This is a genomic window from Pseudidiomarina piscicola, from assembly GCF_902806985.1.
Classification (GTDB): domain Bacteria; phylum Pseudomonadota; class Gammaproteobacteria; order Enterobacterales; family Alteromonadaceae; genus Pseudidiomarina; species Pseudidiomarina piscicola.
This window is the reverse complement of sequence record NZ_CADCXY010000001.1, coordinates 585,634-610,048: the sequence shown is the minus strand read 5'-3', so window position 1 is coordinate 610,048 and position 24,415 is coordinate 585,634. Positions and strand designations below refer to the sequence as shown.

The 24,415-nt window shown below is 49.4% G+C and carries 22 protein-coding genes and 1 tRNA gene; 16 read left to right on the top strand and 7 right to left on the bottom strand.

Features of this window, described 5'->3' with window-relative positions; translation table 11 throughout:
• Nucleotides 1-12 precede the first annotated feature (12 nt).
• On the top strand, nt 13-609 hold the full coding sequence (gene dcd, locus PSI9734_RS03075; protein ID WP_173919630.1) for a dCTP deaminase: 597 nt from the start codon (nt 13-15) through the stop codon (nt 607-609).
• A gap of 84 nt (nt 610-693) precedes the next feature.
• Here dcd and PSI9734_RS03070 read toward each other — a convergent pair whose 3' ends face one another.
• On the bottom strand, nt 694-3,354 hold the full coding sequence (locus PSI9734_RS03070; RefSeq protein WP_173919629.1) for a M14 family metallopeptidase: 2,661 nt from the start codon (nt 3,352-3,354) through the stop codon (nt 694-696).
• A 2-nt stretch (nt 3,355-3,356) separates the two neighbouring features.
• Nucleotides 3,357-4,310, bottom strand: a complete 954-nt coding sequence (locus PSI9734_RS03065) for a gluconeogenesis factor YvcK family protein (RefSeq protein WP_173919628.1) — start codon at nt 4,308-4,310, stop codon at nt 3,357-3,359.
• Nucleotides 4,311-4,538: 228 nt separating this feature from the next.
• On the opposite strand from PSI9734_RS03065, the gene PSI9734_RS03060 reads away from it, so the two are divergent.
• The 5 genes from PSI9734_RS03060 (at nt 4,539) to PSI9734_RS03040 (ending at nt 8,865) form a co-directional block, all read left to right on the top strand.
• Nucleotides 4,539-5,507 carry a DUF4382 domain-containing protein gene (locus PSI9734_RS03060; protein ID WP_173919627.1) on the top strand — a complete coding sequence of 323 codons (969 nt, stop codon included), beginning with the start codon at nt 4,539-4,541 and terminating at the stop codon, nt 5,505-5,507.
• Nucleotides 5,508-5,650: 143 nt separating this feature from the next.
• Nucleotides 5,651-6,163: a DUF192 domain-containing protein gene (locus PSI9734_RS03055; protein WP_246194735.1), complete on the top strand. Its 513-nt coding sequence runs from the start codon at nt 5,651-5,653 to the stop codon at nt 6,161-6,163.
• Nucleotides 6,160-7,827, top strand: a complete 1,668-nt coding sequence (locus PSI9734_RS03050) for a M28 family metallopeptidase (protein WP_173919625.1) — start codon at nt 6,160-6,162, stop codon at nt 7,825-7,827. The genes PSI9734_RS03055 and PSI9734_RS03050 overlap by 4 nt, the downstream gene beginning before the upstream one ends.
• 76 nt (nt 7,828-7,903) lie before the next feature.
• Nucleotides 7,904-8,470: a YgjV family protein gene (locus tag PSI9734_RS03045; RefSeq protein WP_246194696.1), complete on the top strand. Its 567-nt coding sequence runs from the start codon at nt 7,904-7,906 to the stop codon at nt 8,468-8,470.
• 62 nt (nt 8,471-8,532) lie between these two features.
• The gene (locus PSI9734_RS03040; RefSeq protein ID WP_173919624.1) at nt 8,533-8,865 is read left to right on the top strand and encodes a LapA family protein; all 333 of its coding nucleotides are present in this window, start codon (nt 8,533-8,535) and stop codon (nt 8,863-8,865) included.
• Here PSI9734_RS03040 and PSI9734_RS03035 read toward each other — a convergent pair.
• Genes PSI9734_RS03035 through PSI9734_RS03025 form a run of 3 tightly spaced genes read right to left on the bottom strand, consistent with a single transcriptional unit; the run spans nt 8,849 to nt 13,696 of the window.
• Nucleotides 8,849-9,379, bottom strand: a complete 531-nt coding sequence (locus PSI9734_RS03035) for a DUF2937 family protein (RefSeq protein ID WP_173919623.1) — start codon at nt 9,377-9,379, stop codon at nt 8,849-8,851. The two genes, PSI9734_RS03040 and PSI9734_RS03035, sit on opposite strands and share 17 nt — an antisense overlap.
• A 57-nt stretch (nt 9,380-9,436) precedes the next feature.
• Nucleotides 9,437-12,544: an efflux RND transporter permease subunit gene (locus tag PSI9734_RS03030; protein ID WP_173919622.1), complete on the bottom strand. Its 3,108-nt coding sequence runs from the start codon at nt 12,542-12,544 to the stop codon at nt 9,437-9,439.
• Nucleotides 12,545-12,547: 3 nt separating this feature from the next.
• A complete protein-coding gene (locus tag PSI9734_RS03025; protein ID WP_173919621.1) occupies nt 12,548-13,696 on the bottom strand; it encodes an efflux RND transporter periplasmic adaptor subunit in 1,149 nt (382 codons plus the stop codon).
• A gap of 146 nt (nt 13,697-13,842) precedes the next feature.
• Between PSI9734_RS03025 and PSI9734_RS03020 the strand changes: the two genes are divergently transcribed.
• The 10 genes from PSI9734_RS03020 (at nt 13,843) to PSI9734_RS02975 (ending at nt 22,567) form a co-directional block, all read left to right on the top strand.
• Nucleotides 13,843-14,283 (top strand): hypothetical protein, encoded by a 441-nt coding sequence (locus PSI9734_RS03020; protein WP_173919620.1) that lies wholly within the window; start codon nt 13,843-13,845, stop codon nt 14,281-14,283.
• Nucleotides 14,284-14,294: 11 nt separating this feature from the next.
• Nucleotides 14,295-15,665: a M28 family metallopeptidase gene (locus PSI9734_RS03015; protein WP_173919619.1), complete on the top strand. Its 1,371-nt coding sequence runs from the start codon at nt 14,295-14,297 to the stop codon at nt 15,663-15,665.
• 5 nt (nt 15,666-15,670) lie between these two features.
• Entirely contained in the window at nt 15,671-16,255 is a 585-nt protein-coding gene (locus tag PSI9734_RS03010; protein ID WP_173919618.1) for a YqaA family protein, read from the top strand.
• A gap of 15 nt (nt 16,256-16,270) precedes the next feature.
• Nucleotides 16,271-18,097 (top strand): ABC transporter ATP-binding protein, encoded by a 1,827-nt coding sequence (locus PSI9734_RS03005; protein ID WP_173919617.1) that lies wholly within the window; start codon nt 16,271-16,273, stop codon nt 18,095-18,097.
• Nucleotides 18,098-18,203: 106 nt separating this feature from the next.
• On the top strand, nt 18,204-18,722 hold the full coding sequence (locus tag PSI9734_RS03000) for an RNA polymerase sigma factor (protein WP_173919616.1): 519 nt from the start codon (nt 18,204-18,206) through the stop codon (nt 18,720-18,722).
• Nucleotides 18,709-19,149, top strand: a complete 441-nt coding sequence (locus PSI9734_RS02995) for a zf-HC2 domain-containing protein (RefSeq protein WP_173919615.1) — start codon at nt 18,709-18,711, stop codon at nt 19,147-19,149. The genes PSI9734_RS03000 and PSI9734_RS02995 overlap by 14 nt, the downstream gene beginning before the upstream one ends.
• Nucleotides 19,146-19,478: a YbjQ family protein gene (locus PSI9734_RS02990; protein WP_173919614.1), complete on the top strand. Its 333-nt coding sequence runs from the start codon at nt 19,146-19,148 to the stop codon at nt 19,476-19,478. Before PSI9734_RS02995 ends, PSI9734_RS02990 begins: the two co-directional genes overlap by 4 nt.
• Nucleotides 19,479-19,599: 121 nt before the next feature.
• Complete coding sequence (locus PSI9734_RS02985) at nt 19,600-19,836, top strand: hypothetical protein (protein WP_173919613.1); 237 nt, start codon at nt 19,600-19,602, stop codon at nt 19,834-19,836.
• 78 nt (nt 19,837-19,914) lie between these two features.
• A complete protein-coding gene (locus PSI9734_RS02980) occupies nt 19,915-21,225 on the top strand; it encodes a DUF2868 domain-containing protein (protein ID WP_173919612.1) in 1,311 nt (436 codons plus the stop codon).
• A complete protein-coding gene (locus PSI9734_RS02975) occupies nt 21,212-22,567 on the top strand; it encodes a GTPase/DUF3482 domain-containing protein (RefSeq protein WP_173919611.1) in 1,356 nt (451 codons plus the stop codon). The genes PSI9734_RS02980 and PSI9734_RS02975 overlap by 14 nt, the downstream gene beginning before the upstream one ends.
• A gap of 82 nt (nt 22,568-22,649) precedes the next feature.
• Here PSI9734_RS02975 and PSI9734_RS02970 read toward each other — a convergent pair.
• Together PSI9734_RS02970 and PSI9734_RS02965 are read right to left on the bottom strand one after the other, a co-directional pair.
• Nucleotides 22,650-22,726: transfer RNA gene (locus PSI9734_RS02970), tRNA-Pro, on the bottom strand.
• Nucleotides 22,727-22,800: 74 nt separating this feature from the next.
• Entirely contained in the window at nt 22,801-24,405 is a 1,605-nt protein-coding gene (locus PSI9734_RS02965; protein ID WP_173919610.1) for a DUF3413 domain-containing protein, read from the bottom strand.
• Between the last annotated feature and the right edge of the window lie 10 nt (nt 24,406-24,415).

The following is a 24,415-nucleotide window of genomic DNA, read 5'->3' as shown; positions in this document are numbered from 1 at the left end:
ACGGAGATAGTTATGCGGTTAACTGATGAACAGATAGAGCAACACCTAAGTGAAGGCATCATTGGTATTGAGCCGCGGCCCGTTAGCGCAGATATTACCGGAGTGACGGTTGATATTCATCTCGGTAACGAGTTTCGCGTGCTACAAGACCATGCGGCACCTTTTATTGATATTAGTGGCCCGCGTGAAGATATTGAACGTGCGATCGCACAGGTGATGAGTGACGCTATTATTTTAAAGCCAGAACAAGCTTTTTTTATTCACCCAGGGGAATTTGCCTTAGCGGTAACCCATGAAAGTGTCACTTTACCGGCGGACATGGTCGGCTGGCTTGACGGGCGTTCGTCTCTTGCGCGACTAGGGCTGATGGTTCATGTGACGGCGCATCGTATTGATCCGGGCTGGTCGGGTCAGGTGGTGCTTGAATTTTTCAATAGTGGCAAGTTGCCGCTTGCCCTGCGTCCACACATGAAAATAGGGGCATTAAGCTTCGAGAAGCTCGATCAGCCTTGTGGCCGCCCCTACAGTGCAAGAAAAGATGCTAAGTATAAAGATCAACGCGGCGCAGTGGCGTCAAGAATAAGCGCGGATACCAACGACAACGATTAAGCAAAACGTGGTTGAGTCGAACACTAAATAGAACAACAAAAAAGGCCCGCATGAGCGGGCCTTTTACGTTCTCCTTAAGCGCTTTTAACGCAGCGGGCGAGCATGTGATGCACCGCCAAAGATAGCATTCATCAAGGTTACATTGAGACCATCCATGTAGGCACGGTAGGTGGGCTCTTGAGTGAAACTAATCACCATCCCACGGCCCTGAGGCTGCCACATCAAGTACGGCTTATGCGCCAATTGTTGCTTGTTTTCAGCCCATAAGTAACCACTGATGGCGACTTCATCGGCTGCCGCGTAGGTCATTAAGTTGCGGCCATTATTAATGGTTAACGGACGATAGATTTGGTTGCCTACGGTGAGGCTATTAACGGTTGCCGGCACGCCAGCGGTTAACCAATGCTCTTGGTCTACATTGAGTTTCGTCAATACACCAGAGGTCCAGTAGGGGTCCGTTTCTGCGCCGTTCACATAACTGTGAAGATGTTCAGGGCTGTTCAGCAACAGGCCATCAACACGTTTCTCGCTGTGTACTTCAACCTCTTTTGATTTGGCTTCTTTTTCCAAAGCACTGGCGAGCAGATCTGCTTCAACGGCCCAGCGCGTTGCATTGGCAAAGGTGATCAAAACCCCGCCACGTTCAACCCATTGGGTAAGATTGTTCTGTCCCTGTTCACCAAAGGTCGCGCTTAGGGAACCATAGCTGGTGGGTAGGATCAGCACTTGATAGCGACTCAAATCGGCGCGGCTTAATTGGTCGGCGCGAATCGCCGTGACCGGGTAACCAAACTGCCGCTCAATAATGTAACGGGTATGGCCAGCGTTTAAACTGCTAAAAGGCTCGTCCCAAGCAAGCGCGATGCGCGGTGCATGTACCCGTTGCACATTATTAGAGCCGAAGTTCGGGCCATCGACAATCCAACTCGAGTCGACACCGTGTATATGTGCACCAGAGGTGAGTGCAAGTTTTGCAAGTGTGGCGCTTAGGTCGTCAGGATTATCAGCGCGAGTAAATATTAAGGAACCGGCTGGGTATTCGGTGCCATCTTTAAAGGTAAACGCCAAGTCGTTTTGTTTGACGGTTAACCCCTCGCGTAAAGCGGCGGTTAGCAAGCGACCGGTGTTCATATCACCCCAAGCTGCGACAAAAGCCACTTTGGCGTCTGGGTTGGTTAAGCTTCCTGGGGCAATGAGAGCTTTAGATACCTCGGCTAGTTCAGTGCGCGGTGCACGAGAACAACGTTGTTGTTCTAAATTGAACATCAGTGGTAGCGACCATGCGGTCACATCATAGATCTGGTCTGGTAAGTTATTGCTACGCAACCGCTCTTGTTCTTCAAGGAAGTCTGCCGCCATATCGACTTGCTCATCGAGTAGGGTTTTGACCATATAATGTGCAGGTTGTGCGGTATCAATGACATAACTGCCGGCGCTGAAATCACGACCGCAAGCTTTAAAGCTTTCGGCACTTTGTTGCACTTGAACACCGTGTCGCGTTAACAGCCCAGCGAGGCGCTGACTACCTGCGGCATCTTGGGCTCGGTCAATAAAGACATAACGTTGGTCGCTTTCCTTGCCGTCTTTAATACCTTGGTTACGGTAGTTCCAGAAATCTTGTAGGAGTCGTTGACGTTCATTACTGGCGGTTTCGATGGTTGAAAGTGACGCCACAAAATGGCGTTGAACACCATCTCCGTAGGTTAAGATCTCACCGTCTTTGGTGCGAAATTTATGGCCTCGAGCCGATGCCATTTCATAGGTCATCGCCAACGTACCGTGATACAGCGGCCAGCTGGCGCCATAGCCTGGGTAAAAGGCATCAAAAATCTCACGGGTGAAGTAGTCAAAGCCATGTTCGTCAAACCAACGACCATTGTTTTCGCCAATAGTCCATAAAGCTTCACGCTGACTCTTTGCTATAAGCGGGTTGTAAGGGCGTGCTTCGGGGGTGAAGTAATAAGTTTGATCGCCCCCCATCTCATGCAAATCAACAAAAATCAGCGGGTAGGTGTCGAGTAATGCATCGACTTGACCGGCAACTTCCGGTTGCGTGAGCGCGATCCAGTCGCGGTTCAAGTCAAATAAGTAGTGATTGCTACGACCGTTTGGCCAAGGCTCGTTGTGCTCTACTGAGATACGATCAGCACTATGCTCCAAGCCACTATTCATATAATAGCGACTGACGAAGCGGCTACGGCCATCGGGGTTCTGGATCGGATCGATGAAGACCACTGTGTTATCAAGCATCGTCTGCGTTGCTTGGTCGGTTGCGGCGAGCAAATGCCATGCCGTCAACATCGCAGCTTCAGGTGATGAAATTTCATTACCGTGAACGCCATACGATAACCAAATGCTTGCTGGAAGCTCTTCAATTAAACGTTTTGCTTCACGGTCGCTGGTGTTTTGCGGATTCGCCAAAGCTTGCATACCTGAGCGGAAGTCGTTGATACCTGCAATATTATCGCGGCTAGAGATAGCCACGTAGTAGAGCGGTCGACCTTCCCAAGTGCTACCGTAGTTGAACAGCTTCACTTGCTCTGGGTGCGCTTGTTGTAGGGCCTGAAAGTAGTCATACATGGCGGCCGGGCTGGAGATACGTGAGCCGATAGGGTAACCCACCACACTCTCAAGGCTTGGAGTTGTGGCTCGATAGTCGGTATCGAGTCCTAAGCTATCGCTTTCTGCCTGGGCAACGCCGAGTCCGGCAATTGCGAATAGGGCGGCTAACAAGGTCTTTTTCATTCTTATTTCCCTTTGTTTGCGGTTGCTGCCGCACTAAGTTCATGTAGTGCTAGATTCAGGGTGCGGCGTAAACTTTCTTTATCATGCCGCTGCGGTGCGGCGGCAGCGGCTTTGATGCTATTGATATAAGGCACCGTTAAGTGACGATCATGATGGTTGGTGATCACCATATCAATAAGCTGGTGTCCAACACTGCTGTGCAGCCAGTTGATACGCTCACTGACGGGTAGCTCGCCTGCTGGACTATGCTCAGGTAGCAGATTATCAATAAAGATGACGGGTGCATTGCTAGATACGATAGTCTCCACAATTTTGTCTACCAACAACGGCGGCATGATCGACGTCAAAAAACTGCCAGGACCTAAAATAATGAGATCGCTGCGTTTAAGATGTTTAAGCGCTTCGGGTGTCGCGGTAACCTCACTCGATAAGCGTAAGGCTTCTGGCATTTCATTCAATTGATCGACGAGCAGCTCGCCGAAACATTCCAACCCTTCATGGGTGTCGGCGACTAAATCGACGGGGTGTTCCGACATGGGCAGCAGACGGGTGGTTACGTTTAACAGGCGACTAAGTAGTTGAATACCATCTAACGGGCGCGCACTGAGTTGGTTGAGCGTATGCAGCAGTAAGTTGCCGAAGTTATGCCCAGCAAGGTTTGGGTCATCGGTAAAACGATAATTAAGTACATCCGCAGCTAAGGGTTGTTCCACCAGCTGTGAAAGGCAGTTACGAATATCGCCCCAAGCGATGGTTTGATGCGACTGGCGCAATAAGCCACTGGCGCCGCCATTGTCGGTGGTTGCAACAATCCCCACTAGCCGACATTGTAAAAATTGAAGGCTTGCCAGCACTCTACCTAAACCATGACCACCGCCGATGGCTGTTACGCGGCGTAATGCATTCACCGGCTCTTGCGCTGCTGGTTGAACGCCGCGAACATCTGGATTCGTCATATCTTTTACTACCTTATTAAATGAAGTGCCTGTAGGCGTATTGCTACTTTATTCGGTCACTGGCGATTGATCAATTATTAGAACAGCGAATGACGCCGTTATTATCGCTTAAAACTTGACCAAGTAGTTCAAATTAAACTGTTAAAGCGCAGTAAAGGGGGTCGCAATTATTGCAAACATAAGCATACTTCTGTATAACACTTACTATATAACATGAGGAATAACTCTATGTTACACAAACATTGTATTCGTAATTTATTTGTTGCATCATCTGTCATGCTTTTGACTGCCTGTGGTGGCAGTTCTAGTAATGACGAAGAGATGGCGAATTTTTCACTAGCTGTAAGCGATGCGCCCGTTGATGGTGCTGATGCTGTTGTCGCCTGTTTTAGTGCGATAGAGCTTGTCGGGAACGGTGGTGAACCTATCGCGTTTAACGTCGGTGAGTCTAGCAATACTGTTGCCGCGAATGATGTCTGTAAAGATGCCAATGGTGACACTATCGCGAATACCCATGGTATTGACCTATTGAGCTTTACTGGGTCGGAGTCCGCCGCACTGATAACCGGTAGTGAAGTCCCTGCAGGTACATACGGGCAGTTACGTTTACAGATGGCCGCAGGTTCTTACGTGCAAGTGGGCGAAGAACAGATTCCATTGAGTGTGCCATCAGATGAATTAAAACTTGATGGCGTAACTTTGGATGCCGGCGGGAATGCCGCGTATACCGTCGAGTTTGATTTGCGCCAGGCATTGGTGAACCCGGTCGGGCAAACGGGGTACTTTCTGAAACCGCGTGGCGTGCGTTTAGTAAACAATATAGAAGTTGGCCACATTGAAGGCACGTTAGCCGAGGCCCTATTGATTGAAAATTCTTGTACGGTCGCACCAAGCGATACGTCAGAACCAGTAGCTGTGGTTTATTTTTATCAGGGAGCTGATTTAGAAATGACCACCCTGGCAGATATTGGGGGAGCAGAAACAAGTCAGCCTTACGCCGTTGCAGCGGTGAAATTTGATGGTGTTTCAGCTTATCCTTTTTCTGTCGGATACGTTGCAGTGGGTGATTACACTGCTGCGTGGAGCTGTCAGACGGATGACGATCCTGAGACAGACGATGACCTAACGTTTCACGGAACCGTAAACGTTTCGGTCAATGGAGATGAAGCAGTGACGACTGTGGATATCTCCGGATAAACTCACTGACGAATTTACGTTAGTGCATGTTTATCACTTTGTTCTCCAATTTAAAGCCCCGAAAGGGGCTTTTTTGGCTTTTTTTTCCCTTCAAATCACGCCATACTTGGCATCGACTTAACTTTTAAAGGTTACCAACCGTGATGCTGACATCTGCTGCGTTTATGCTATTGATAGGGCTGCAAGGCGGCTCAACAACAACATTGGCTTCATCGGAGCCGTGCTCGGCCGATGCCGACGCCGTTTGCCACTACGAAACCGCACAGCTTTGTGCCGCGCCAGGGCAACCGCCGATGCAAGTTGAAATCGCTGATACCCCGGCAAAGCGTGAGCGTGGCTTAATGTTCCGCGAAAGCTTAGCGGACCACCATGGAATGTGGTTTGTTTATCAGAGCGAGCGCCCCAGTTATGCTGGTTTTTGGATGTTTAACACCAAGTTACCGCTCGATATTGCCTACCTTGACCAGTCAATGACAGTGGTTAAAGTTTTTACCATGCGCCCCTGTACCAGTGTGAACCCACGTAATTGCCCAGCGTATCGACCAGGGGAAACGTACTGGGGGGCACTTGAAATGCCTGCTGGTTACTTCGAGCGTCACGGCATTCAGCAGGGCTCCCAATTACAACAATGCAAAACACAGGAGAACAACCGATGAAAAAATACTCGGTACTCGCGGCAAGTCTACTTATTGTAGCTTGCTCACCAGCGAGTGAACCCGAAACCTCTGCAGCACCACATGTAGAAGTGGACCCTTATAGCTTCAACGAAAATTATCGTGATTACCTGGCGACCATAAGTTCAGATAAGTTTGAAGGGCGGGCTCCAGCCAGCAAAGGTGAGCAACTTACGGTTGATTTTGTGACTGAGAAATTTCGTAATTGGGGGCTTAAGCCTTATAACAGCGAAGCAGATAGTTATCGTCAGGAAGTTCCACTGGTCAAAATGACGCCTTATAGCGTCTCTGACATGAGTTTTAGCAATAACGACTTGGACGACTTCGCGTACAAGCAAGACATGATGGCATGGTCACCGCGGGTGCAAGAAGAAGTAAGCCTCGCAAACAGTGAGATGGTGTTTGCCGGCTACGGTATTGTAGCGCCTGAGTTTGGTTGGAACGACTACGAAGGGCTTGATGTCGAGGGTAAAACCGTCGTGGTACTGGTCAATGACCCAGGTTACGATTCAGCTGATCCTGAAGTCTTCAACGGCAAAGCAATGACCTATTATGGGCGATGGACGTATAAGTTCGAAGAAGCCTCACGCCAAGGTGCTGCCGGTATTATTGTGATTCATGAAACGGGGCCAGCCGGGTACGGTTGGGGCGTTATTGCTGGTGGCTCACCAGTACGCTTTGATCTCGCTCGTGATAACAAAAATATGGACCGCACTGAAGTTGAAGGTTGGATCACCCAAGAAGCCGCCGACAAACTATTTGCTCGCGTTGGCTCGTCGTATACAGATATGCGTCAACAAGCTCAGCAACCAGACTTTGAGCCGGTGCCACTGAATACTGCGCTGTCCTTAACCGTACAATCGGACTTCGAGTACTTAGATTCACCGAACCTTATTGGTTATATCGAAGGCAGTAAAGCGCCGGAAGAGCACGTGATCTATATGGCGCATTGGGATCATCTAGGAATGAACCCTATTGCCAGCGACGATCAAATCTATAATGGTGCACAAGATAATGCCAGCGGTACTGCAGGCGTGCTGGCGTTAGCCGAGTTTTATGCCAGCCAACCGCAACCTGAGCGCTCGGTTGTATTCGTGCTGGTTACGGCTGAAGAACGTGGTCTGCTTGGTTCCAACTGGTACGCGAACAATCCAATGTTACCGCTAAGCCAAGCGGTTGCCGGTATTAACATGGACGTACTGAACGTGTATGGACCAATGCAAGATATGGTCGTGGTAGGTCATGGTAATTCTGAGTTAGAAGACTACTTAGCGAAGTATGTAGCGCAACAAGAAGGGCGCTATATCGCACCTGAACCGACACCAGAAGCCGGTTCGTTCTATCGCTCAGATCACTTTAACCTAGCCAAGCGTGGGGTACCCATGTTGTACGCAAAAGGTGGCAACGATCACGTCGACTACGGTGTTGAGTATGGTAAGGAAAAACGAGCTGAATACGTTCAGGTAGCTTACCATAAGCCGGCCGATGAATATGATCCCGAGTGGGACCTACGCGGTGTGCAACAAGACTTATGGCTGTACTATTGGATTGGCAACGAACTGGCCAACTCTGATAGCTGGCCTAATTGGTATGCAGGTAACGAATTCCGTGCAACGCGTGATGCGTCAGCGGATGAACGTCAATAGAGCTTAGTTGTAGTTAAATTTGAACGGCGGCTACTGCGACAAGTGGTCGCCGTTTTTGCGTTAAAAGGACGTTTAAGTGGATTTTATTTCCGTTGCTGAAATTTTTGGCGTGATTGCCTTAGTCACCAATTTTATTGCCTATCGTCAACCCACTGCGAATCGCTATCGCATTGTGTCAGCGGTGGCTTTAGGCTCGCTGTCGGTGCATTTCTTCATGCTTGACGCCATCGCGGGTGGTTTTGTAACGGGACTCGCCGTACTACGAAACTTTATCGCGTTGCGTTGGCAAGGGCCGTGGGTACTATGGGGATTTGTAGCGTTAAATATTGCGTTACTGATGATTGAATGGCTGTTTCCGATCCAGTCGATTCAGTTCTCATTGAGCGGCTTTGGTATTACGTTTTCGGACCAGCCAAGCCATTGGTCGATTTGGATAGCTTATGCGTCTTCACTTATTTTCACCGTTGGCGCCATTAAGCTTAACGATCCTGATCGTATACGCCGTTGGTTTTTACTGGCTGAGTTCTTAGGCTTGGTGTATGCCATTATCGTTGGCAGTATTTCGGGAACGGTGTTCAACATCGTTAACTTGAGCAGTATTATTCTTAAATTGTTACAGGATAAACGCGCGCAAACCTTGTAATTTGCCTTGCGCACCTCAATAGTTAGTAGAGTAACAAAGAAACCCTGGGTAACTATTTAATTATGATGATATATCTCCGTCAATGGCAGCAAAAAATGAAGCCGCAGCCCGGTGCGAACCCTTTAATGGTCGTACTTAGCTGGTTATTGCTTGGCATCATGCTTGTTGTCGCTCTTGGTTTAGGGCTGATTTTTTTATTGGTTGGTTGGATCTTATTGTTGCCGATGCTGTGGCGTAAACGCCGTCAAATTAAGCAAATGTGGCAATTTAAGAAGGCTGCAGAGCAAGCGCAACGAGATGCACGACAACGCCAAGATAAACAACGCCAGTATACCGAAAACAGAAATGATAGCTCGGTCATTGACGGTGAATATTCGGTTAAGGATGACGATTAAGCGAACGTTGGCGCCGTCGGCGCCATAGCCCTTTCACAGCCATCTTCATCAGCGCCCCCAGTAAGTCAAACAAAACCACCAACACCAGCGCAATCAGTGCGCCCGTCGCAATGGCCTTCTGGTTCAACGGTACGTTAAAGCTATAGTGCTCAAGGGTTCCGTTCATAAGCTCAGGCTCATGGTAGAGGGTGAGTGACCAAAGTTGCGCCGGGTAGGGTTGTTGCAATAACTTTTGTTGCTGTTCAAAGCTCTTAACACGCACTTGTAAGTTTCGAATGATGTCTGCTTCTTCGCGGAAGGCCGGCTGGTCACTTTGTTGGTGGGCGGTAATTAATGCTTCAATAGAGCCGTCGTAATGAGTCTCGGCGATGTCTTGATATTGACGATAATAAACCATCGCTTCAGCGTATTGAGCAGCCAAGCGTTGCTGGTACTGAGCGAGTAAATTGGGTGCCTGAATACCTAGCAACAAAGCAGCTGCGGCAAGGCAAAGAATGAAGTATCGATAAATCATAGACTATGGTTACTCCAACGGTGTGAAGTAACCATAGCATGAGGTAGAGCTAGGCGACTAGTCTTGTTCGCGTTCTTTTGGCGGGAAGGTACGGCGTACCACATAGAACAACATGGGTACGAAGAATATCGCCAAAATGGTGCCACCTAACATTCCACCAATAACGCCGGTACCGATGGCTTGACGGCTGACTGCGCCAGCGCCGGTCGATAGCGCTAGTGGCAGTACCCCGAAGGTAAAGGCTAACGAGGTCATTAGGATCGGCCGTAGACGCAGGCGAACGGCTTCGAGCGTCGCGGCGAATAGCTCCTTGCCCTGAGCTTGTAAGTCTTTCGCAAACTCAACAATAAGAATCGCGTTCCGTGCCGAAACCCCCACGGTGGTTAACAAGCCCACTTGGAAGTAGACGTCGTTTTCTAGGCCACGCATGGTTGCAGCAATTACTGCACCGAGTATACCAAGTGGCACCACCAGCATGACCGAGAATGGAATCGACCAGCTCTCGTAAAGTGCCGACAAACACAGGAATACAATCAGCAGTGAGAGTGCGTAAAGCATTGGAGCTTGCGCCCCCGCGGCTTTTTCCTCAAGGGAAATACCGGTCCATTCATAACCAATACCATCGGGTAGCTGGCTAATCAGCTGTTCCATGGCAAGCATTGCATCACCCGAGGCATAGCCTGGCGCCGCTTCACCTTGAATATTCATGGCCGGTACACCGTTGTAACGCTCGAGGCGTTGGGGGCCGAAGGTCCAACTTGAGGTGGCAAATGCCGAGAAGGGCACCATTTCCCCTTGATCGTTGCGCACATACCATTGGTTGAGATCTTCAGGGTCCATCCGACTTTCGGCGGTACCTTGCACATAAACCTGTTTCACACGCCCACGGTCAATAAAGTCATTCACATAAGTCGAGCCAAAAGCTGAACTTAGAGTTGAGTTGATAGACGTGATGGACAAGCCCAAGGCTTTGGCTTTTTGAAAGTCGACATCAATGCGGAACTGCGAAGTATCTTCCAAGCCATTCGGACGAACGCCGACGAGCGCTTCGTTCTGTGCGGCCATACCTAGCAGTTGATTCCTTGCTTGCAGCAGCGCTTCGTGACCTAAACCACCACGGTCTTGCAGGTAAAGGTTAAAACCACTGGCATTGCCCAGCGCTGGAATTGACGGCAGGTTAAAGGCAAAGATCATGGCTTCACGGATCTGACTCAAGTGACCCATGGCACTGCCGATAATCGCCTCAATTTGTAATTCCGGCGAGGTACGTTCTGACCAGTCGGTCATGCGTACGAAAGCCAAGCCTGAGTTTTGACCTTGGCCACTAAAGCTAAAGCCGACGACCGAGAAGATCGAACGAATACCTTGTGCTTGGTCAAGGTAATAGTCTTCAATCTTTTTCATGGTTTCAAGGGATTGCTCTTGTGTCGCCCCGGCTGGCAATTGCATTTGGGTTAGAAACACGCCACGGTCTTCGTTCGGTATAAAGGAGCTCGGCATGCGCGTAAATAAGAAGCCTAGCACCACAACCAAACCCAGATAAATAAAGATAAAGCGAACACTACGTTTAAGGATCCCTTGCACCGAGTTGGTGTAGCGATCCGTTAAGCGGTTCAAGCCACGGTTAAACCCGCCTAAAATACCTTTACTGGCTTTGTCGTGATTCACCGGCTTAAGCAGGGTGGCACACAAGGCCGGGCTAAAGATAATCGCCACCATCACGGACAGTGCCATGGCAGAGATAATAGTGATCGAGAACTGCCGGTAAACTGCGCCCGTTGAGCCCCCAAAGAAGGCCATCGGAATGAATACCGCCGCCATCACCAAGCCAATGGCTATCAGTGCGCCAGTGATTTGCTGCATCGACTTTATCGTGGCTTTGCGCGGTGAGAGTTTTTCCTCACTCATTAAGCGTTCCACGTTTTCAACCACGACAATGGCATCGTCCACCAAGAGACCGATGGCGAGCACGATACCGAACATGGTAAGGGTATTAATACTGAAGCCAAAGGCCGACATAATACCGAAGGTTCCTAACAGAACGACCGGTATGGCAAGCGCAGGAATTAGCGTCGCCCGGAAGTTTTGCAGGAATAAGAACATCAGTAAGAACACCAGAACCACGGCTTCAAACAGGATCTTCACCACTTCCGTTATCGATATTTCAACGAACGGCGTTGTATCGTAAGGAATAACAAGCTTTACCCCAGGCGGAAAGAATTGCTCCAGTTCGGCCACGGTTTCTTTAACTGCGGCTGCTGTGTCTAACGCATTGGCACCGGTGGCCAAGTTAATCGCCAAACCTGTTGCCGCTTGACGGTTGTAGCGCGCAATAGTGCTGTAGTTTTGACCACCTAACTCAACTTTAGCGACGTCACCAACAGTGACAGTTGAACCGTCACTGTTAACCTTCAACAAGATCTGTTGGAACTGTTCAACGCTCTCTAATCGCGTCTGGGCAATAATCGATGCGGTTAAGCGTTGGCCTTCAACAGCGGGGGTACCACCTAAGCGACCTGCGGCAACCTGGTTGTTCTGTTCACGCAATGCCAACACCACGTCTTCGGTGGTGAGGTTAAAACGCGTTAATTTCTGTGGATCAAGCCAAATGCGCATGGCATAGGGTGAGCCAAACAATTGCACGTTACCAACACCTGGAGTACGTGCTATTGGGTCTTTGAGGTTGCTGGCGATGTAGTCACCAAGGTCAACTTGATTGACCTTAGGATTATCAGAAACCAGTGCCAATACCATTAGAAATGAGCTGTTTGACTTTGCCACCACGAGCCCTTGGTCTTGCACGGCTTGCGGCAATAAGGGCACCACTAACTGCAGCTTATTCTGAACTTGCACCTGTGCGATGTCAGGGTCAGTACCAGCCGCAAATGTCAGTGTCAGACTGGCGTTACCGGCTGAATCACTGGTCGATGAGAAGTATTTAAGGTTATCAATACCGTTAAGGTTCTGCTCGATAACCTGAGTGACACTTTCTTCGAGTGTGTCGGCGGTAGCGCCTGGGTACGTTGCGTTAATTTGTACCGACGGCGGTGCAATTTCTGGGTATTGCTCAACGGGGAGCTGGGTGATGGCTAGGCCACCTGCCAACATAATGATGATCGCAATAACCCATGCGAAAATCGGACGATCGATGAAAAATTTTGCCATGTTTTACTTCACTTCTTCCGTTTGTACTGACGCACCGGGTTGAACTTTCTGTAAACCTTCAACGATGATTTGCTCGCCGGCGGATAGGCCCGAGCGTACGACCCAGTCGCTGCCTGAGGTTTCGGTTACCTCAACATAGCGTTGCTCGACTTTACCTTCAGTATTTACCACCAAAGCGATGGCGCGGCCCCGAGGATCGCGTGAAATTCCCGCTTGCGGTGCTAAAAGAGCGTTCTGTAGGGTACCTGTCGAAACTTCCGCAGTTACAAACATACCGGGCAACAGCGTACGCTCGGGGTTCGCGAATTTCGCACGTAAAGTGATTGAACTGGTGCTTGGGTCGACGGTAACTTCATTAAACAACAACTTACCTTCAGCTAAGACCTGTTTACCGCCATTGGCGTAGACTTTGACCTTGGCTTGATTGTTTTGATCGACATTTACTTGGCCGTTGCGAATGGCTTGTTGAAGCTGTTGATAGGCTTCACTGCTTTGTTGGATATCGACATAGATAGGGTCGAGTTGATGAATCGTCGTTAATGCCTGAGTCTGACCCACACTTACTAACGCACCTTCAGTTAACAATGATCGACCAATGCGACCACTGATGGGGGCTTCTACATTGGTGTAGTTAACGTTCAATGAGGCGCGTTGTTGTTGAGCTTCGGCGACTTTTAATTGTGCTTGCGCCTGTAAAAATGCGGCTTCAGCTTCATCAAATTCTTGCTGGCTAGCTGACTTATCACGTAACAAATCACCGATCCGTTGGAAACGCGCTTTGGTAGCGCTTAACGAGGCCTTAGCTTGTGCTACCGCGGCGTTTGCTGAGGCAAGTTCCGCTTTATAAATGGCAGGATCGATACGGTACAGCGACTGACCGGCTTCCACATCACTACCTTCAACAAACAGTTGCTCCAAGAGAATGCCGCCAACCTGTGGCCGTACTTCGGCACTGCGATAAGCCGTTGCGCGGCCGGGTAAAGTCGTGCTTAACTCAAGCGACTGGGTGTTAAGTGTCACCACCCCGACAGTTTGTTGTTGCTGCTGTGCTTGTTGGGCTGGCGCAGATTGCTCCGCATCACTACAGCCTGCAATTAGCATCGCGCTGCTAAGGACGGCGATAGCTAATGGTGATAGGGTACGTTGACGCATGTATTGACTACCTCGTTTTTTATTCGATTGCGTAAAATTTGATGAACTTGTATAGATGCTCGCAATTATACATACATACATGAATGTTTGTAAGTGTAAATCGTAAATTCACTACTCTCTCTACGCTTAAAGAAGGATTATAGTTTATGACGCCAGCGTTTAAGAAAAGTCTGGTTGCCGCGCTCACGGTATTGGTGATTGGAAGCCTTGCTAGCTGGCTTTGGCATAGCAATACACAAGGCGATAGTTCGCGGCAGCGAAATGCCTTGTACCAAGAACTTCTTGAGCTGTCGGGCAAGCTCAATCGCGACTTACCGCGTCTACTCGATGAACAAACGCGTTTTGATCGCGCTGAAGTCGCGGACTATGGTATGCGTTTCTACTACACCTTGATTCGTATTGACCGCTTTGTTCATGACGAAGCTGATATCGAGCGCCAAGTTAGGCCGTCGATGTTGCGTGAATACTGTCAGGGTGAAGCCTTGTCCTATTATCGAAATGAAGCTGATTTCGTTGAATTTCGCTACCTTGATCAAAACGAATTAAGTTTGTTCAGGTTACGCTTTACTCCAGAAGACTGTGAATAAGAGGGTACGTTATGAAAGCTGTTGTTGCTTCAACACTGTTTGGGCTCGCACTATCGGGCGCCGCGCAAGCAGACACCATTACCTATAAAGATCAAGACAAGCTCCATGCGATTGCAGCAGCTGTTTCGGCTGAGCGCATCGAACATGACATTACCGCATTAGTAGGTTTTGGTACACGTCATACTCTGTCGGAAACCGAGTCAGATACACGTGGTATCGGCGCTGCACGGCGCTGGATCAAAGCCGAGTTTGAAGACATATCAGCCGCCTGTGGGGGCTGTTTAGAAGTTTACTTTCAATCGCAGGTGATTAGCGGTGAATCGCGAATTCCCGAAGCTACAGAGGTAGTGAGTGTTATAGCCGTGCAACGTGGCAGCGTTGATCCGGATCGTTACGTGATCATGTCAGGCGATATTGACTCACGCGTGTCCGACGTTATGGATGCTACTTCAGACGCGCCAGGTGCCAATGATAATGCCTCGGGTGTTGCTGGAACGCTGGAAGCTGCGCGAGTGTTGAGCCAATATGAATTTGCCGGCACCATTGTTTATGCGGCGCTGGCGGGTGAAGAGCAAGGCCTTTTCGGCGGCAAGATCATGGCCGAGCAAGCGCAGAAAGATGGCTGGCGTATCAAAGCAGTACTTAATAACGACATGATCGGCAATATCGAAGGCGTTAACGGCGTTATCAATAATTCGACGGCGCGGATATTTGCCGAAGGCACTCGCATGGACGAAACGGAGAGTGAGGCGCGCCGCCGGCGTTTCACTGGTGGTGAGGTTGATTCGCCAAGTCGTAATTTAGCCCGCTATATCGACTGGATGGCAGACCGGTATATTGATAACTTAAACACGCGGGTTATCTATCGTTTAGATCGCTTCGGCCGTGGTGGCCACCATCGACCGTTTAACGACCTTGGGTATCCGGGCGTACGAATCATGGAAACCAATGAGAACTATAACCGACAGCATCAGGACCTTAGAGTCGAAGACGGCATCACCTATGGCGATACGCTTGAGGGTGTCGATTTTGATTATGCGGCCAAGCTCACTGCGTTAAACGCTGTATCTCTCGCGGGTATGGCGTGGGCACCGAGCCCACCAGCGAACGTTAGTATTTCTGGTGCGGTAAGCCCAAGCACTACGTTAGCGTGGCAGCCGGCCGCAGAGAATGAAGCCGAGCATATTGCAGGCTATCGTGTGTACTGGCGGCATACCGATGCACCGAACTGGCAATTTAATCGCGATGTCGGTTTGGTCGATGAGTACACTTTGGAGAATATTGTCATCGATAATTACTTTTTTGGGGTCGCCGCGGTAAGTAAAGATGGCTTTGAGAGCCCGGTGGTATTTCCAGGGCCCGCAGGCGCTTTCGGTGAGTAAGCTTAATGCCTAAAGATTCACGTGCCGACCGCTGGTTGGCACGTCTTCTCGACTCGAAATCGCTACTTTGGATGGTGTTTGTACTGTCCTTTTTAGAATCCATTCTGCTACCTGTGCCCCTTGAGCTTGTACTCATTCCACTTCTATTACATAGACGTGAACGTTGGTTTGCGATCGCGACGGCAACACTCGCCGGCTGCCTAGTAGGGGCAACGCTGGGCTACTTTGTTGGCGTCTACTTTTTTGAAACCGCAGGCCAATGGCTATTACAATGGACAGGTTTTAGCGCCGAGTTTGCCAGTTTTCAAGAAACCTTCAATGAACAAGCATTTGCCACCTTAATGCTGGTTGGTATTACGCCTATTCCGTTTCAAGTAGGCATGCTTACCGCCGGCAGTACCGGCTATCCTTACGTACTATTTCTACTGGCGTCATTACTTGCGCGAGGGCTGCGTTATTATGGTCTTGCACTTTTGGTGTACTGGTTAGGTGAACGTGTTCTAAACTGGTGGCAGCAACATTCGAAAAGCCTCGGTTGGGGCGTTCTTATTGCGGGCATTGCGATCTACCTTGTGATTATTTCTCTCTAGTTATCAGGAACCTTTATGTTTCGTTGGTTTGAACGTCGACTCCATCCATTCCCGCCGCCGAGCGATAAGCAACCGCCGACCGGCTTAATTGCCTTCTGTCGCCACTACAGTCAAGGCGCGTGGGGCTATATTTTTATGGCCGGCCTATTAATGATGGCTATTGCGATCACCGAAGTATGGTTGTTTAGTTTTATCGGCAACATCGTTGATTGGCTTAGCGAACAAAACCGTGAAACCTTGCTCGATGATCAGCTTGGTTACCTCATTGGGATGGCCGCAGTGGTGCTGATACTACTTCCAGCTTTGGTGGTGGTTCATTCGTTGGTTACCTTTCAGTCGTTATTAGGTAACTATCCGATGCGCATACGTTGGCTGGTACATAACTATTTGTTGCAGCAGTCGATGGTGTTCTATCAAGACGAGTTTGCCGGACGTATTGCGACTAAGGTGATGCAGACAGCCCTTGCCGTGCGTGAAGCAGTGATCAAACTTTTTGATGTACTGAACTACGTAGGTATTTATTTTATTGGTACTCTGGTTATTGTTGCTAGTGCTGATTGGCGCTTAGCTTTGCCGTTATTAGCTTGGTTAGGCTGCTACATTTTGCTACTACGATACTTTGTGCCCAAGCTAGGTAAGGTCGCCACCCGCCAAGCGGATGCTCGCTCGGTGATGACCGGCCGTATCGTTGATAGCTACACGAATATTCAAACAGTGAAGTTGTTTTCACATTCACAACGTGAAAGTGCGTTTGCCAAAGAGGGTATGACGACCTTTCTTGACGCTGTTCACCAGCAAATGCGCTTAGTAACCAAGCTCTATACCTGTCTTTATTTGCTGAATTCATTGCTACTGTTTAGCGTTGCCGCCATTGCGATTTGGTTATGGCTTGGGACATTGATCAGCGTCGGCGCCATTGCCGTGGCTTTAAGTCTAGTATTGCGCCTTTGGGGAATGAGTCAGTGGATCATGTGGGAGGTGTCGGCACTGTTTGAGAACATTGGCACGGTGAAAGATGGTATTAAGACCATCTCGGTTCCGCAAGTCATTCAGGATGCAGTGCACGCCAGGCCGTTAGCGGTGAACGAAGGCAGCGTAGAATTTGACCATGCGAACTTCCACTACTCAGATGATAAGCCAGTATTGACTGATTTTAATTTAACCATCAAAGCCGGCGAAAAAATCGGTTTAGTTGGGCGTTCAGGGGCGGGTAAATCAACCTTAGTTAACTTGTTACTGCGCTTCTATGAGCTTAATTCCGGTTGTATCAAAATTGATGGGCAAGACATTAAGCAGGTAACGCAAGATAGCTTACGCGCACAAATCGCCATGGTGACCCAAGACACTTCGTTGTTGCATCGCTCGGTGCGTGGGAATATTTCCTATGGTCGGCCGGATGCAAGTGATGCCATGATTGAACAAGCAGCGGCACAGGCTTCGGCAACAGAATTTATTGCCGATCTCGAGGACGCAGCCGGTCGGACCGGCTATGATGCCCACGTTGGCGAACGCGGCGTGAAGCTCTCAGGCGGCCAGCGGCAGCGCATTGCTATTGCACGGGTAATGCTCAAAGACGCGCCGTTGTTGATTCTTGATGAGGCAACCTCGGCGCTTGACTCGGAAGTTGAGGCAGCAATTCAAGATAACCTTTACCGACTCATGCAAGGCAAAACCGTTATCGCGATTGCACATCGTCTGTCGACCATTGCCGCAATGGATCGACTGGTGGTGATGGATAAAGGTCGCATTGTCGAACAAGGAACTCATGAAGAATTGCTAAAAAATAAAGGTCTTTACGCTAGTTTGTGGGCACGACAATCAGGCGGTTTTATAGCTGAATAAGTAGCTCGCGAGTCAAACCAGAAAAGCATTGTGTAAAAAAACAGAATAGAAGGCCGACATGGTTCGTCTTATATAAGTAGAGGCGTTTAGCAGGGGAGAGAGATAGATGCACGCAGACGCGGTTGTTACCAGCCGAATGGGCTTAATTAATGCGCATTACGCAAGTGCACTGATGCTTGCTCAACAGCTTTTGATGTGCCCACAGAATGCCGCGGATGTTGTACAAGACGCCACTGAAAAAGCTCTAAAGGTTAGCGACTTCCCGGCGCCTGAACGAGTACGAACATGGTACCTCAAAGTTGTACGTAACCGTTGCATCGATCAACTCCGAAGTCAGCGCAAGTTTATTGATGCACAAGCACTTGAGAGTTTAGCTGGGGCTGAAACGCCGACGACAGTCTCTGCGCAAACCGTTAGCGGCGCATATAGCGCTTTAGCTGCGCTACCTTTCGAATTGCGTGACTTAATTATTTTGCGAGAGCTCAATGAGTGCAGTTATAAAGAAATTGCGGCTATTGTTGAGATCCCTGAAGGAACAGTGATGTCTCGTCTACATAAAGCCCGAGTGGCACTTAGGAATGCGTTTAATCGTTGGCAGCAGGAGAAATCTAATGAGCCAAAATGAAACAGACTGCAAACGTTTGCAACCACTTATTAGTGGCGCGCTAGATGATGAGCTGACTCAGCAACAAAGCCAACATTTACAACATCATCTAAAAAGCTGTGACCGATGCAAAAAGACGTATCAAGAACTTGAGCAGATGCAGAAGCAACTGCGACAAGGGCGCCCAGCGTCCACGATGCCACCAAGTGCGGCTGAGTCGACGAAAGAGGGAATGTGGCACGTTATCGGCTGGCTTCTTATGCTGCTGGGTGTGTTGCCACTGGTAGGGTATGTAAGCTATCAAATCTTAGCGGATGAGCAGTTGCCAAGCTGGGTTAAGCTATCAATAGGGAGTATTGGTATGGGGTTACTCATACTCTTTATTTATGTTGCACGACAACGCTTTATCGCCGCAAAAACAGATAACTATAAGAAGGTACAGCTATGAAACATATTCCAATTGTGACCACCGAAACCTTACCGGGTAAAACGATCACCGAAACCTGCGGCCTAGTGCGTGGAAATACCATTCGTGCGCGGCATATTGGCCGAGATTTTTTGGCGGGTCTACGAAATATTATTGGTGGGGAAATTAATGATTACACTAAGCTAATGGCCGAAAGTCGGGAGCAGGTACTCGACCGCATGGTTGACGAAGCAAGGGCCTTAGGCGCCGATGCTATCGTGGCAACTCGATTTTCGACGTCGATGTTGGCTCAAGGGGCGGCCGAGCTGTTGGTTTATGGTACGGCTGTTAAAGTTGCCGACGATGGGTAGAGATTGATCTTTACCAAAAATTTACCGATAAAATAATGTTTTTTTATGGTGCAGCCAGTAGAGTAAAGAGGTATGCGGCAACAATGCGCATACCTTAGTTTTTGAGTGGAGCCTACAGAAAATGCGCAAACTATTGATTTTAACAATATTTGCTGCTGCATTTTACCAGTATTACTATGGTGGGTTCGGCGCGCACATGCTGCCAGAGATGGATTTAGGTAAGTTTGCCGGTGAACTTAAACGCAGAGCAAGTGAACGAGACCCTAGTAAGTTAAGCCTCGAATGCCCTCAAGGACACTATGTTGCGGTTGATTCAAAACTACAGACGGCCAACTGCCAAGAGCGCACCCGCTTGTAACTGAAGGTAAAAGCCCCTTTACCTGGTCACGTCGCTCCAGTATCTTTAACCTTCCATTACCGGGCAGGGAAGGGTTCCTTGGTTTTTTCTCGATTTGAACAATTCTGGTTAGCTGAATATCAGCGACAACAGGATCAAACCGACTTGCCAAAGCAAGTACAAGCGTTTGACCTGCGCCAACTTGATCCACAACAAAGCCCAAGCCAACAGCTGTTAACTCGCGCAACGACTATCGCCAAGCATAGCGGTGTGGCTGCTAGCCTTGCCGCATGGCGCCAACACTTGCGCCTAATAACCTTGTGCTTCGTTCTGGTGGCGCTAGTGCTCGGTAGTTTGGCAAGCCAAGCTGTATTGTCGCAACCTCAACCCTTGTCTCTGTTGTTTGCCCTTATTCTATTATTGTTACCTAATGCCGTGATGTTACTGGTGTGGTTAGTCACGCACTTTAAAGCCAGTAAGCCTCGTGGTATTGCGGCGCTGGGTTTCAGTGTGTCGGGCTGGTTTCGTCGTAAGTTCAGCTCTGATGAACGCGCGGAAGGCCTCCGTCAGGCTTGGTTACAGAATGTGTATGACCACGGCTTGCTGAAGCCATTCATTGCGCTTACCTCACACGGTTTCTGGTTTTTGATAAGCCTTAGTAGCTGGTTAACCTTGCTATTTTACTTGAGTTTTAACGACTACCAGTTTCATTGGGCGACGACCATCTTGAGCGCACCCCAATTAGTGACGATTGCCGAGCAACTGAATAGTTTGCCAAGCCTGTTCCTGAATTCGCAAGTACCTTTGCCCAACGAAACCCTCACCGACGCTAGCTTTGCCAACCTCGCTGGTCGCTGGTTGGCGACCTGTGTATTGATCTATGCAGTACTGCCACGCGCGCTACTTATGATTTTTAGCTGGCTATGGCTAGAGCTGCGACGTCGGCAAATGCAACTTGATACCAGTAAAGCAGGACACTTTGCGATTTTACAGCTGCTACAAAAACAGCATCAACAACCCAAGGTAGTCGATGCTGATCAAGGCAATACCAGCGAGCAATTGAGCTTTAGCTATGCTGCTCAAGGCAAAGGCACTCGCAGTGCAAGTCTCGACTACGAAGCCAATGATAAGTGGCAGGCCGAACCACCCCATGATTATGTTGGGGTACTCGATAGTCGTGCGCGTAAGCAAGAGTTTGTTGCCGAACTGAAAGCCAACCCACGACAGCACGTTGACGTACGCGTCGCTGCAAACCTAACTCCAGATCGCGCAAGTATGGCCTTGTTAGCCGCCATTGCTCAGGGCACGGTAGAGCTTTCTGTGCAACTTGTTTGCAGCGATGGTTCAACCTATTTGCAGCAGTGGCAACGTTTACTTGATTCCCATGGAGTACCTCATGTCACTCTCTAATGCCATGTTAGCTATTGCTGTGGTCGGGCATACCAATGCAGGCAAGACATCGTTGCTCCGAACGCTGCTACAAAGCCGTGACTTTGGTGATGTTGATCAGCGCCCCAGTACCACACGTGATGTATTGGAACAGGGCGTGTGGCTTAACTCGACACCAGTCATGAAATTCTTTGACACGCCAGGATTAGAATCTGGCTCAGACCTTTATGCCGAGATAGAGGTACTCGAACCAAACTTCAGGCATGATGGCCCGGCGCAAATCGACGCTTTTTTGCAAAGTTCGCAAGCTCAAACAACCTTGGCACAAGAAGCGAAAGTACTGCGCCAGCTACTGCATTCAGACGCGGCATTTTATGTGATTGATTGTCGCGACCCAGTGTTACCAAAATATCAAGATGAACTTCACGTGCTGGCACGCTGCGGTAAGCCTTTATTGCCCGTACTTAATTTTACCCAAGCAGCCAATAACCGTGAAAGTGAATGGCAAGCCGCACTGGCCAAATTAAACCTTCATGCTGTGGTAGCGTTCGATACCGTGAGCCCTCCCGAAGGCGGCGAGCGACAGCTGCTACAAAGTTTGGCGGTGGTTCTGCCAAGTGCAAAGGACACGCTTGAACAGTTGATTCAAGAGCATCAGCAGCAACGAGAAAAACGTCGACAGCAGGCGGTGTTCATCATTGCCGAGATGCTTACGGATATCGCCAATTTGCGTCGGCGAGTTCCGGTCGAGTTATCAGAGCAAGAGCTTGCCAATGAGTTGGATAGCCTGCGTGACCAGGTCCGCCAGCGTGAGCATAGGGCTGTACAAGACCTACTCACGCGGTTTGCCTTTTTACCAGACGACGCCGTATTTGAGCTGATGGATATGACATCAGGTCAGTGGCACGATGACTTATTTGCCAGTGACACCTTAAAAGTCTGGAGCAAAGACACTGGCTTTGGGCTTGGCGCCGGGGCCGCTGCAGGCGCTGGGGTTGATCTTTTAGTTGGCGGTATGAGCTTAGGTTTGGGCACTGCAGTTGGAGCGGCGGCTGGAGGACTTTATCAAAGCTGGCGCCATTTTGGCGATAAACTAAAACAACGTTGGCAAGGTCATCGGCAGCTCGGTGTTGACCAAAGTACGTTAGCAACGCTGGCCGGACGACAATTGTATTTGCTCGAGCAGCTGAGCCACCGTGGCCATGCCGCAACCGATGCGGTCACCGTTGCAAAAGAGCACCGCTTGTCACGCGAACAATTTCGCCCCATCGCCAAGCTTTTGACGCCAATCTTAGAGGACCAGCCCGATACAAATAAAGCCGTGATTACCAAAGAACTAGCGGCGTACATTCAGGAACTTTAGTGCGCTAGGCAGGTTTTGGGCGTAAGGAATAAAAAAAGCGGCTGCGGTAGAAATTACCGTAAGCCGCTTTTTCTTGTTTTATTGGTCGGCGTGAGAGGATTTGAACCTCCGACCCCTGACACCCCATGACAGTGCGCTACCAAGCTGCGCCACACGCCGACCGAGGGCGTTATATTACTGGTTTTTAGCAATTACTCAAGTACTGCGAGCTTGCAATACGTGCGATTGCTGATTTATTCGTCAGATGCACCGCTAAAGCGTTGCAGGTGCTTCAAGCCATCCACCAAAACTGGGGTCGCCGGTGACACATTAGGCCGCGCTTCATAGCTGGTGTTATCAAATGAACGCATGCTGCCATCGGCATCTATGATCGACGTGACGTTGCGATCGTACACCACAATATCGCGGCCAAAGCTTGTTAGAACAGGGAAGCGACGCTCGCCTTCGTTGGCAATGTTTTTACCGGTCGCATAAGCACGGACGCCATCAGAGCAATGCATGTAATTAGTGACGACTGTTGGCATTAAGTCCGTGAGCAGCACCACATCCTGAGCTGCTAATTGCATCGATTGAGAGTAATAAAGCGGTACCTGTAAACGGTCAATCGCATAGTTTTCAGCGTCGTGATCGAGCTCTGCATTAGGGGTGATGGCGGTGATGAGCACTTGCGTGTCAGCCGCTAAAGCTTGCTCGATACGGGCCAGTAATTCGGCATCGGTGTGGGTGCTCAGTACCACCTCGATAGTATTACGATAGCTTTGTGCTGTAGGTGCCTGTAGAAAGTCGGGTAGCCCAAATGCAGCGGCATCACCTTGTACGTTGAAACGCACTTGGTAGTCGCTTAACTGTTGCCAATAGGCTGGCGCTTGCTCAGCCGCAAAGATAGGTGGCGCATAGATGTCGGCGAGCCCATAAAGAACTTCGAACCAGCCGGCTTGAGTACTGGTTTGGCCGAGCACAGGGTGAGCATAACGCTGAAGTTGTGGTAACTGTTGCTCGAGCAACTGCTGTTGTGCCTCAGTAAGATGATTAAACACCACAACCAGAGTATTGTCTTGCTGAGCTTGGCGTGAACACATCAACGCACGGGCCGGATAGTTCAGTTCGATACTTGAGGTTTCACGAAGTAGACGATCGGTGGCTTGCAAGCGTTCTTCGGTCAGCCAGCCTTGTTTGCTCATTAAGGTACGGGCGGTGGTTGGGTACGACACTGGAAACAGGTCGTCTTGCTGGGTTATGGGCGTGTAAAACACCGCATCGGCCCAGATATGAATACTGTGACTGGTGAAAAAGCAAAATACGAACACTGCGCTAAAAGACGCACCCCAGTGATGCGCGCGTAAGCGGTCGAGACGTTTCCAGCATAAGTTCGCGACCGCCAGTTCGAACACCAGCAAGATCACAAAGATCAGCAACATACTTAATAACAGTACAAAGCTAGCACCGGCAAAGGTCGATTCGGCATCGAGTGCGAGTTGCGACAAGGAGTAACTATTGAGGTGATAGCCATACTGGCGAAAGAACAAAGCGTCGGCCACTAATGCGATAAGCCCAAACGAGGCCACTAAGGTCGCGATACCGCGCAGGAAGCGCGAGTAGGGAATAATAAGGCAAAATGGAAATATCAGAATGATAAAAACAATAAAGGGTAAAAATGCAAAGTGTCCGAGCCAACTCAGCATCATGTAGATGCCACCGAAGAAGGTGTCTGGTGTCTTTGCAGCCTCGATGTAAAGCGTACCGACAGCTAGGGCAATGAGAATATTGAAAAAGGTAAACCAGTGCCCCCAACTGATCAGTCGAGCTATTTTATCGCGACGCTGTCTCCGTTGTTTCATAGTGACCTTA

Excerpts from the sequence above, each read along its gene's own strand:
- dcd (WP_173919630.1), top strand. The coding sequence starts at position 13 with ATGCGGTTAACTGATGAACAGATAGAGCAACACCTAAGTGAAGGCATC.
- PSI9734_RS03065 (WP_173919628.1), bottom strand. The coding sequence starts at position 4,310 with ATGACGAATCCAGATGTTCGCGGCGTTCAACCAGCAGCGCAAGAGCCG.
- PSI9734_RS03000 (WP_173919616.1), top strand. The coding sequence starts at position 18,204 with ATGCACGCAGACGCGGTTGTTACCAGCCGAATGGGCTTAATTAATGCG.
- PSI9734_RS03060 (WP_173919627.1), top strand. The coding sequence starts at position 4,539 with ATGTTACACAAACATTGTATTCGTAATTTATTTGTTGCATCATCTGTC.
- PSI9734_RS03020 (WP_173919620.1), top strand. The coding sequence starts at position 13,843 with ATGACGCCAGCGTTTAAGAAAAGTCTGGTTGCCGCGCTCACGGTATTG.
- PSI9734_RS03030 (WP_173919622.1), bottom strand. The coding sequence starts at position 12,544 with ATGGCAAAATTTTTCATCGATCGTCCGATTTTCGCATGGGTTATTGCG.
- PSI9734_RS02975 (WP_173919611.1), top strand. The coding sequence starts at position 21,212 with ATGTCACTCTCTAATGCCATGTTAGCTATTGCTGTGGTCGGGCATACC.
- PSI9734_RS03050 (WP_173919625.1), top strand. The coding sequence starts at position 6,160 with ATGAAAAAATACTCGGTACTCGCGGCAAGTCTACTTATTGTAGCTTGC.
- PSI9734_RS03025 (WP_173919621.1), bottom strand. The coding sequence starts at position 13,696 with ATGCGTCAACGTACCCTATCACCATTAGCTATCGCCGTCCTTAGCAGC.
- PSI9734_RS03055 (WP_246194735.1), top strand. The coding sequence starts at position 5,651 with ATGCTGACATCTGCTGCGTTTATGCTATTGATAGGGCTGCAAGGCGGC.
- PSI9734_RS03035 (WP_173919623.1), bottom strand. The coding sequence starts at position 9,379 with ATGATTTATCGATACTTCATTCTTTGCCTTGCCGCAGCTGCTTTGTTG.
- PSI9734_RS02995 (WP_173919615.1), top strand. The coding sequence starts at position 18,709 with ATGAGCCAAAATGAAACAGACTGCAAACGTTTGCAACCACTTATTAGT.
- PSI9734_RS03005 (WP_173919617.1), top strand. The coding sequence starts at position 16,271 with ATGTTTCGTTGGTTTGAACGTCGACTCCATCCATTCCCGCCGCCGAGC.
- PSI9734_RS03070 (WP_173919629.1), bottom strand. The coding sequence starts at position 3,354 with ATGAAAAAGACCTTGTTAGCCGCCCTATTCGCAATTGCCGGACTCGGC.
- PSI9734_RS03015 (WP_173919619.1), top strand. The coding sequence starts at position 14,295 with ATGAAAGCTGTTGTTGCTTCAACACTGTTTGGGCTCGCACTATCGGGC.
- PSI9734_RS03040 (WP_173919624.1), top strand. The coding sequence starts at position 8,533 with ATGATGATATATCTCCGTCAATGGCAGCAAAAAATGAAGCCGCAGCCC.
- PSI9734_RS03010 (WP_173919618.1), top strand. The coding sequence starts at position 15,671 with ATGCCTAAAGATTCACGTGCCGACCGCTGGTTGGCACGTCTTCTCGAC.
- PSI9734_RS02990 (WP_173919614.1), top strand. The coding sequence starts at position 19,146 with ATGAAACATATTCCAATTGTGACCACCGAAACCTTACCGGGTAAAACG.
- PSI9734_RS02985 (WP_173919613.1), top strand. The coding sequence starts at position 19,600 with ATGCGCAAACTATTGATTTTAACAATATTTGCTGCTGCATTTTACCAG.
- PSI9734_RS02965 (WP_173919610.1), bottom strand. The coding sequence starts at position 24,405 with ATGAAACAACGGAGACAGCGTCGCGATAAAATAGCTCGACTGATCAGT.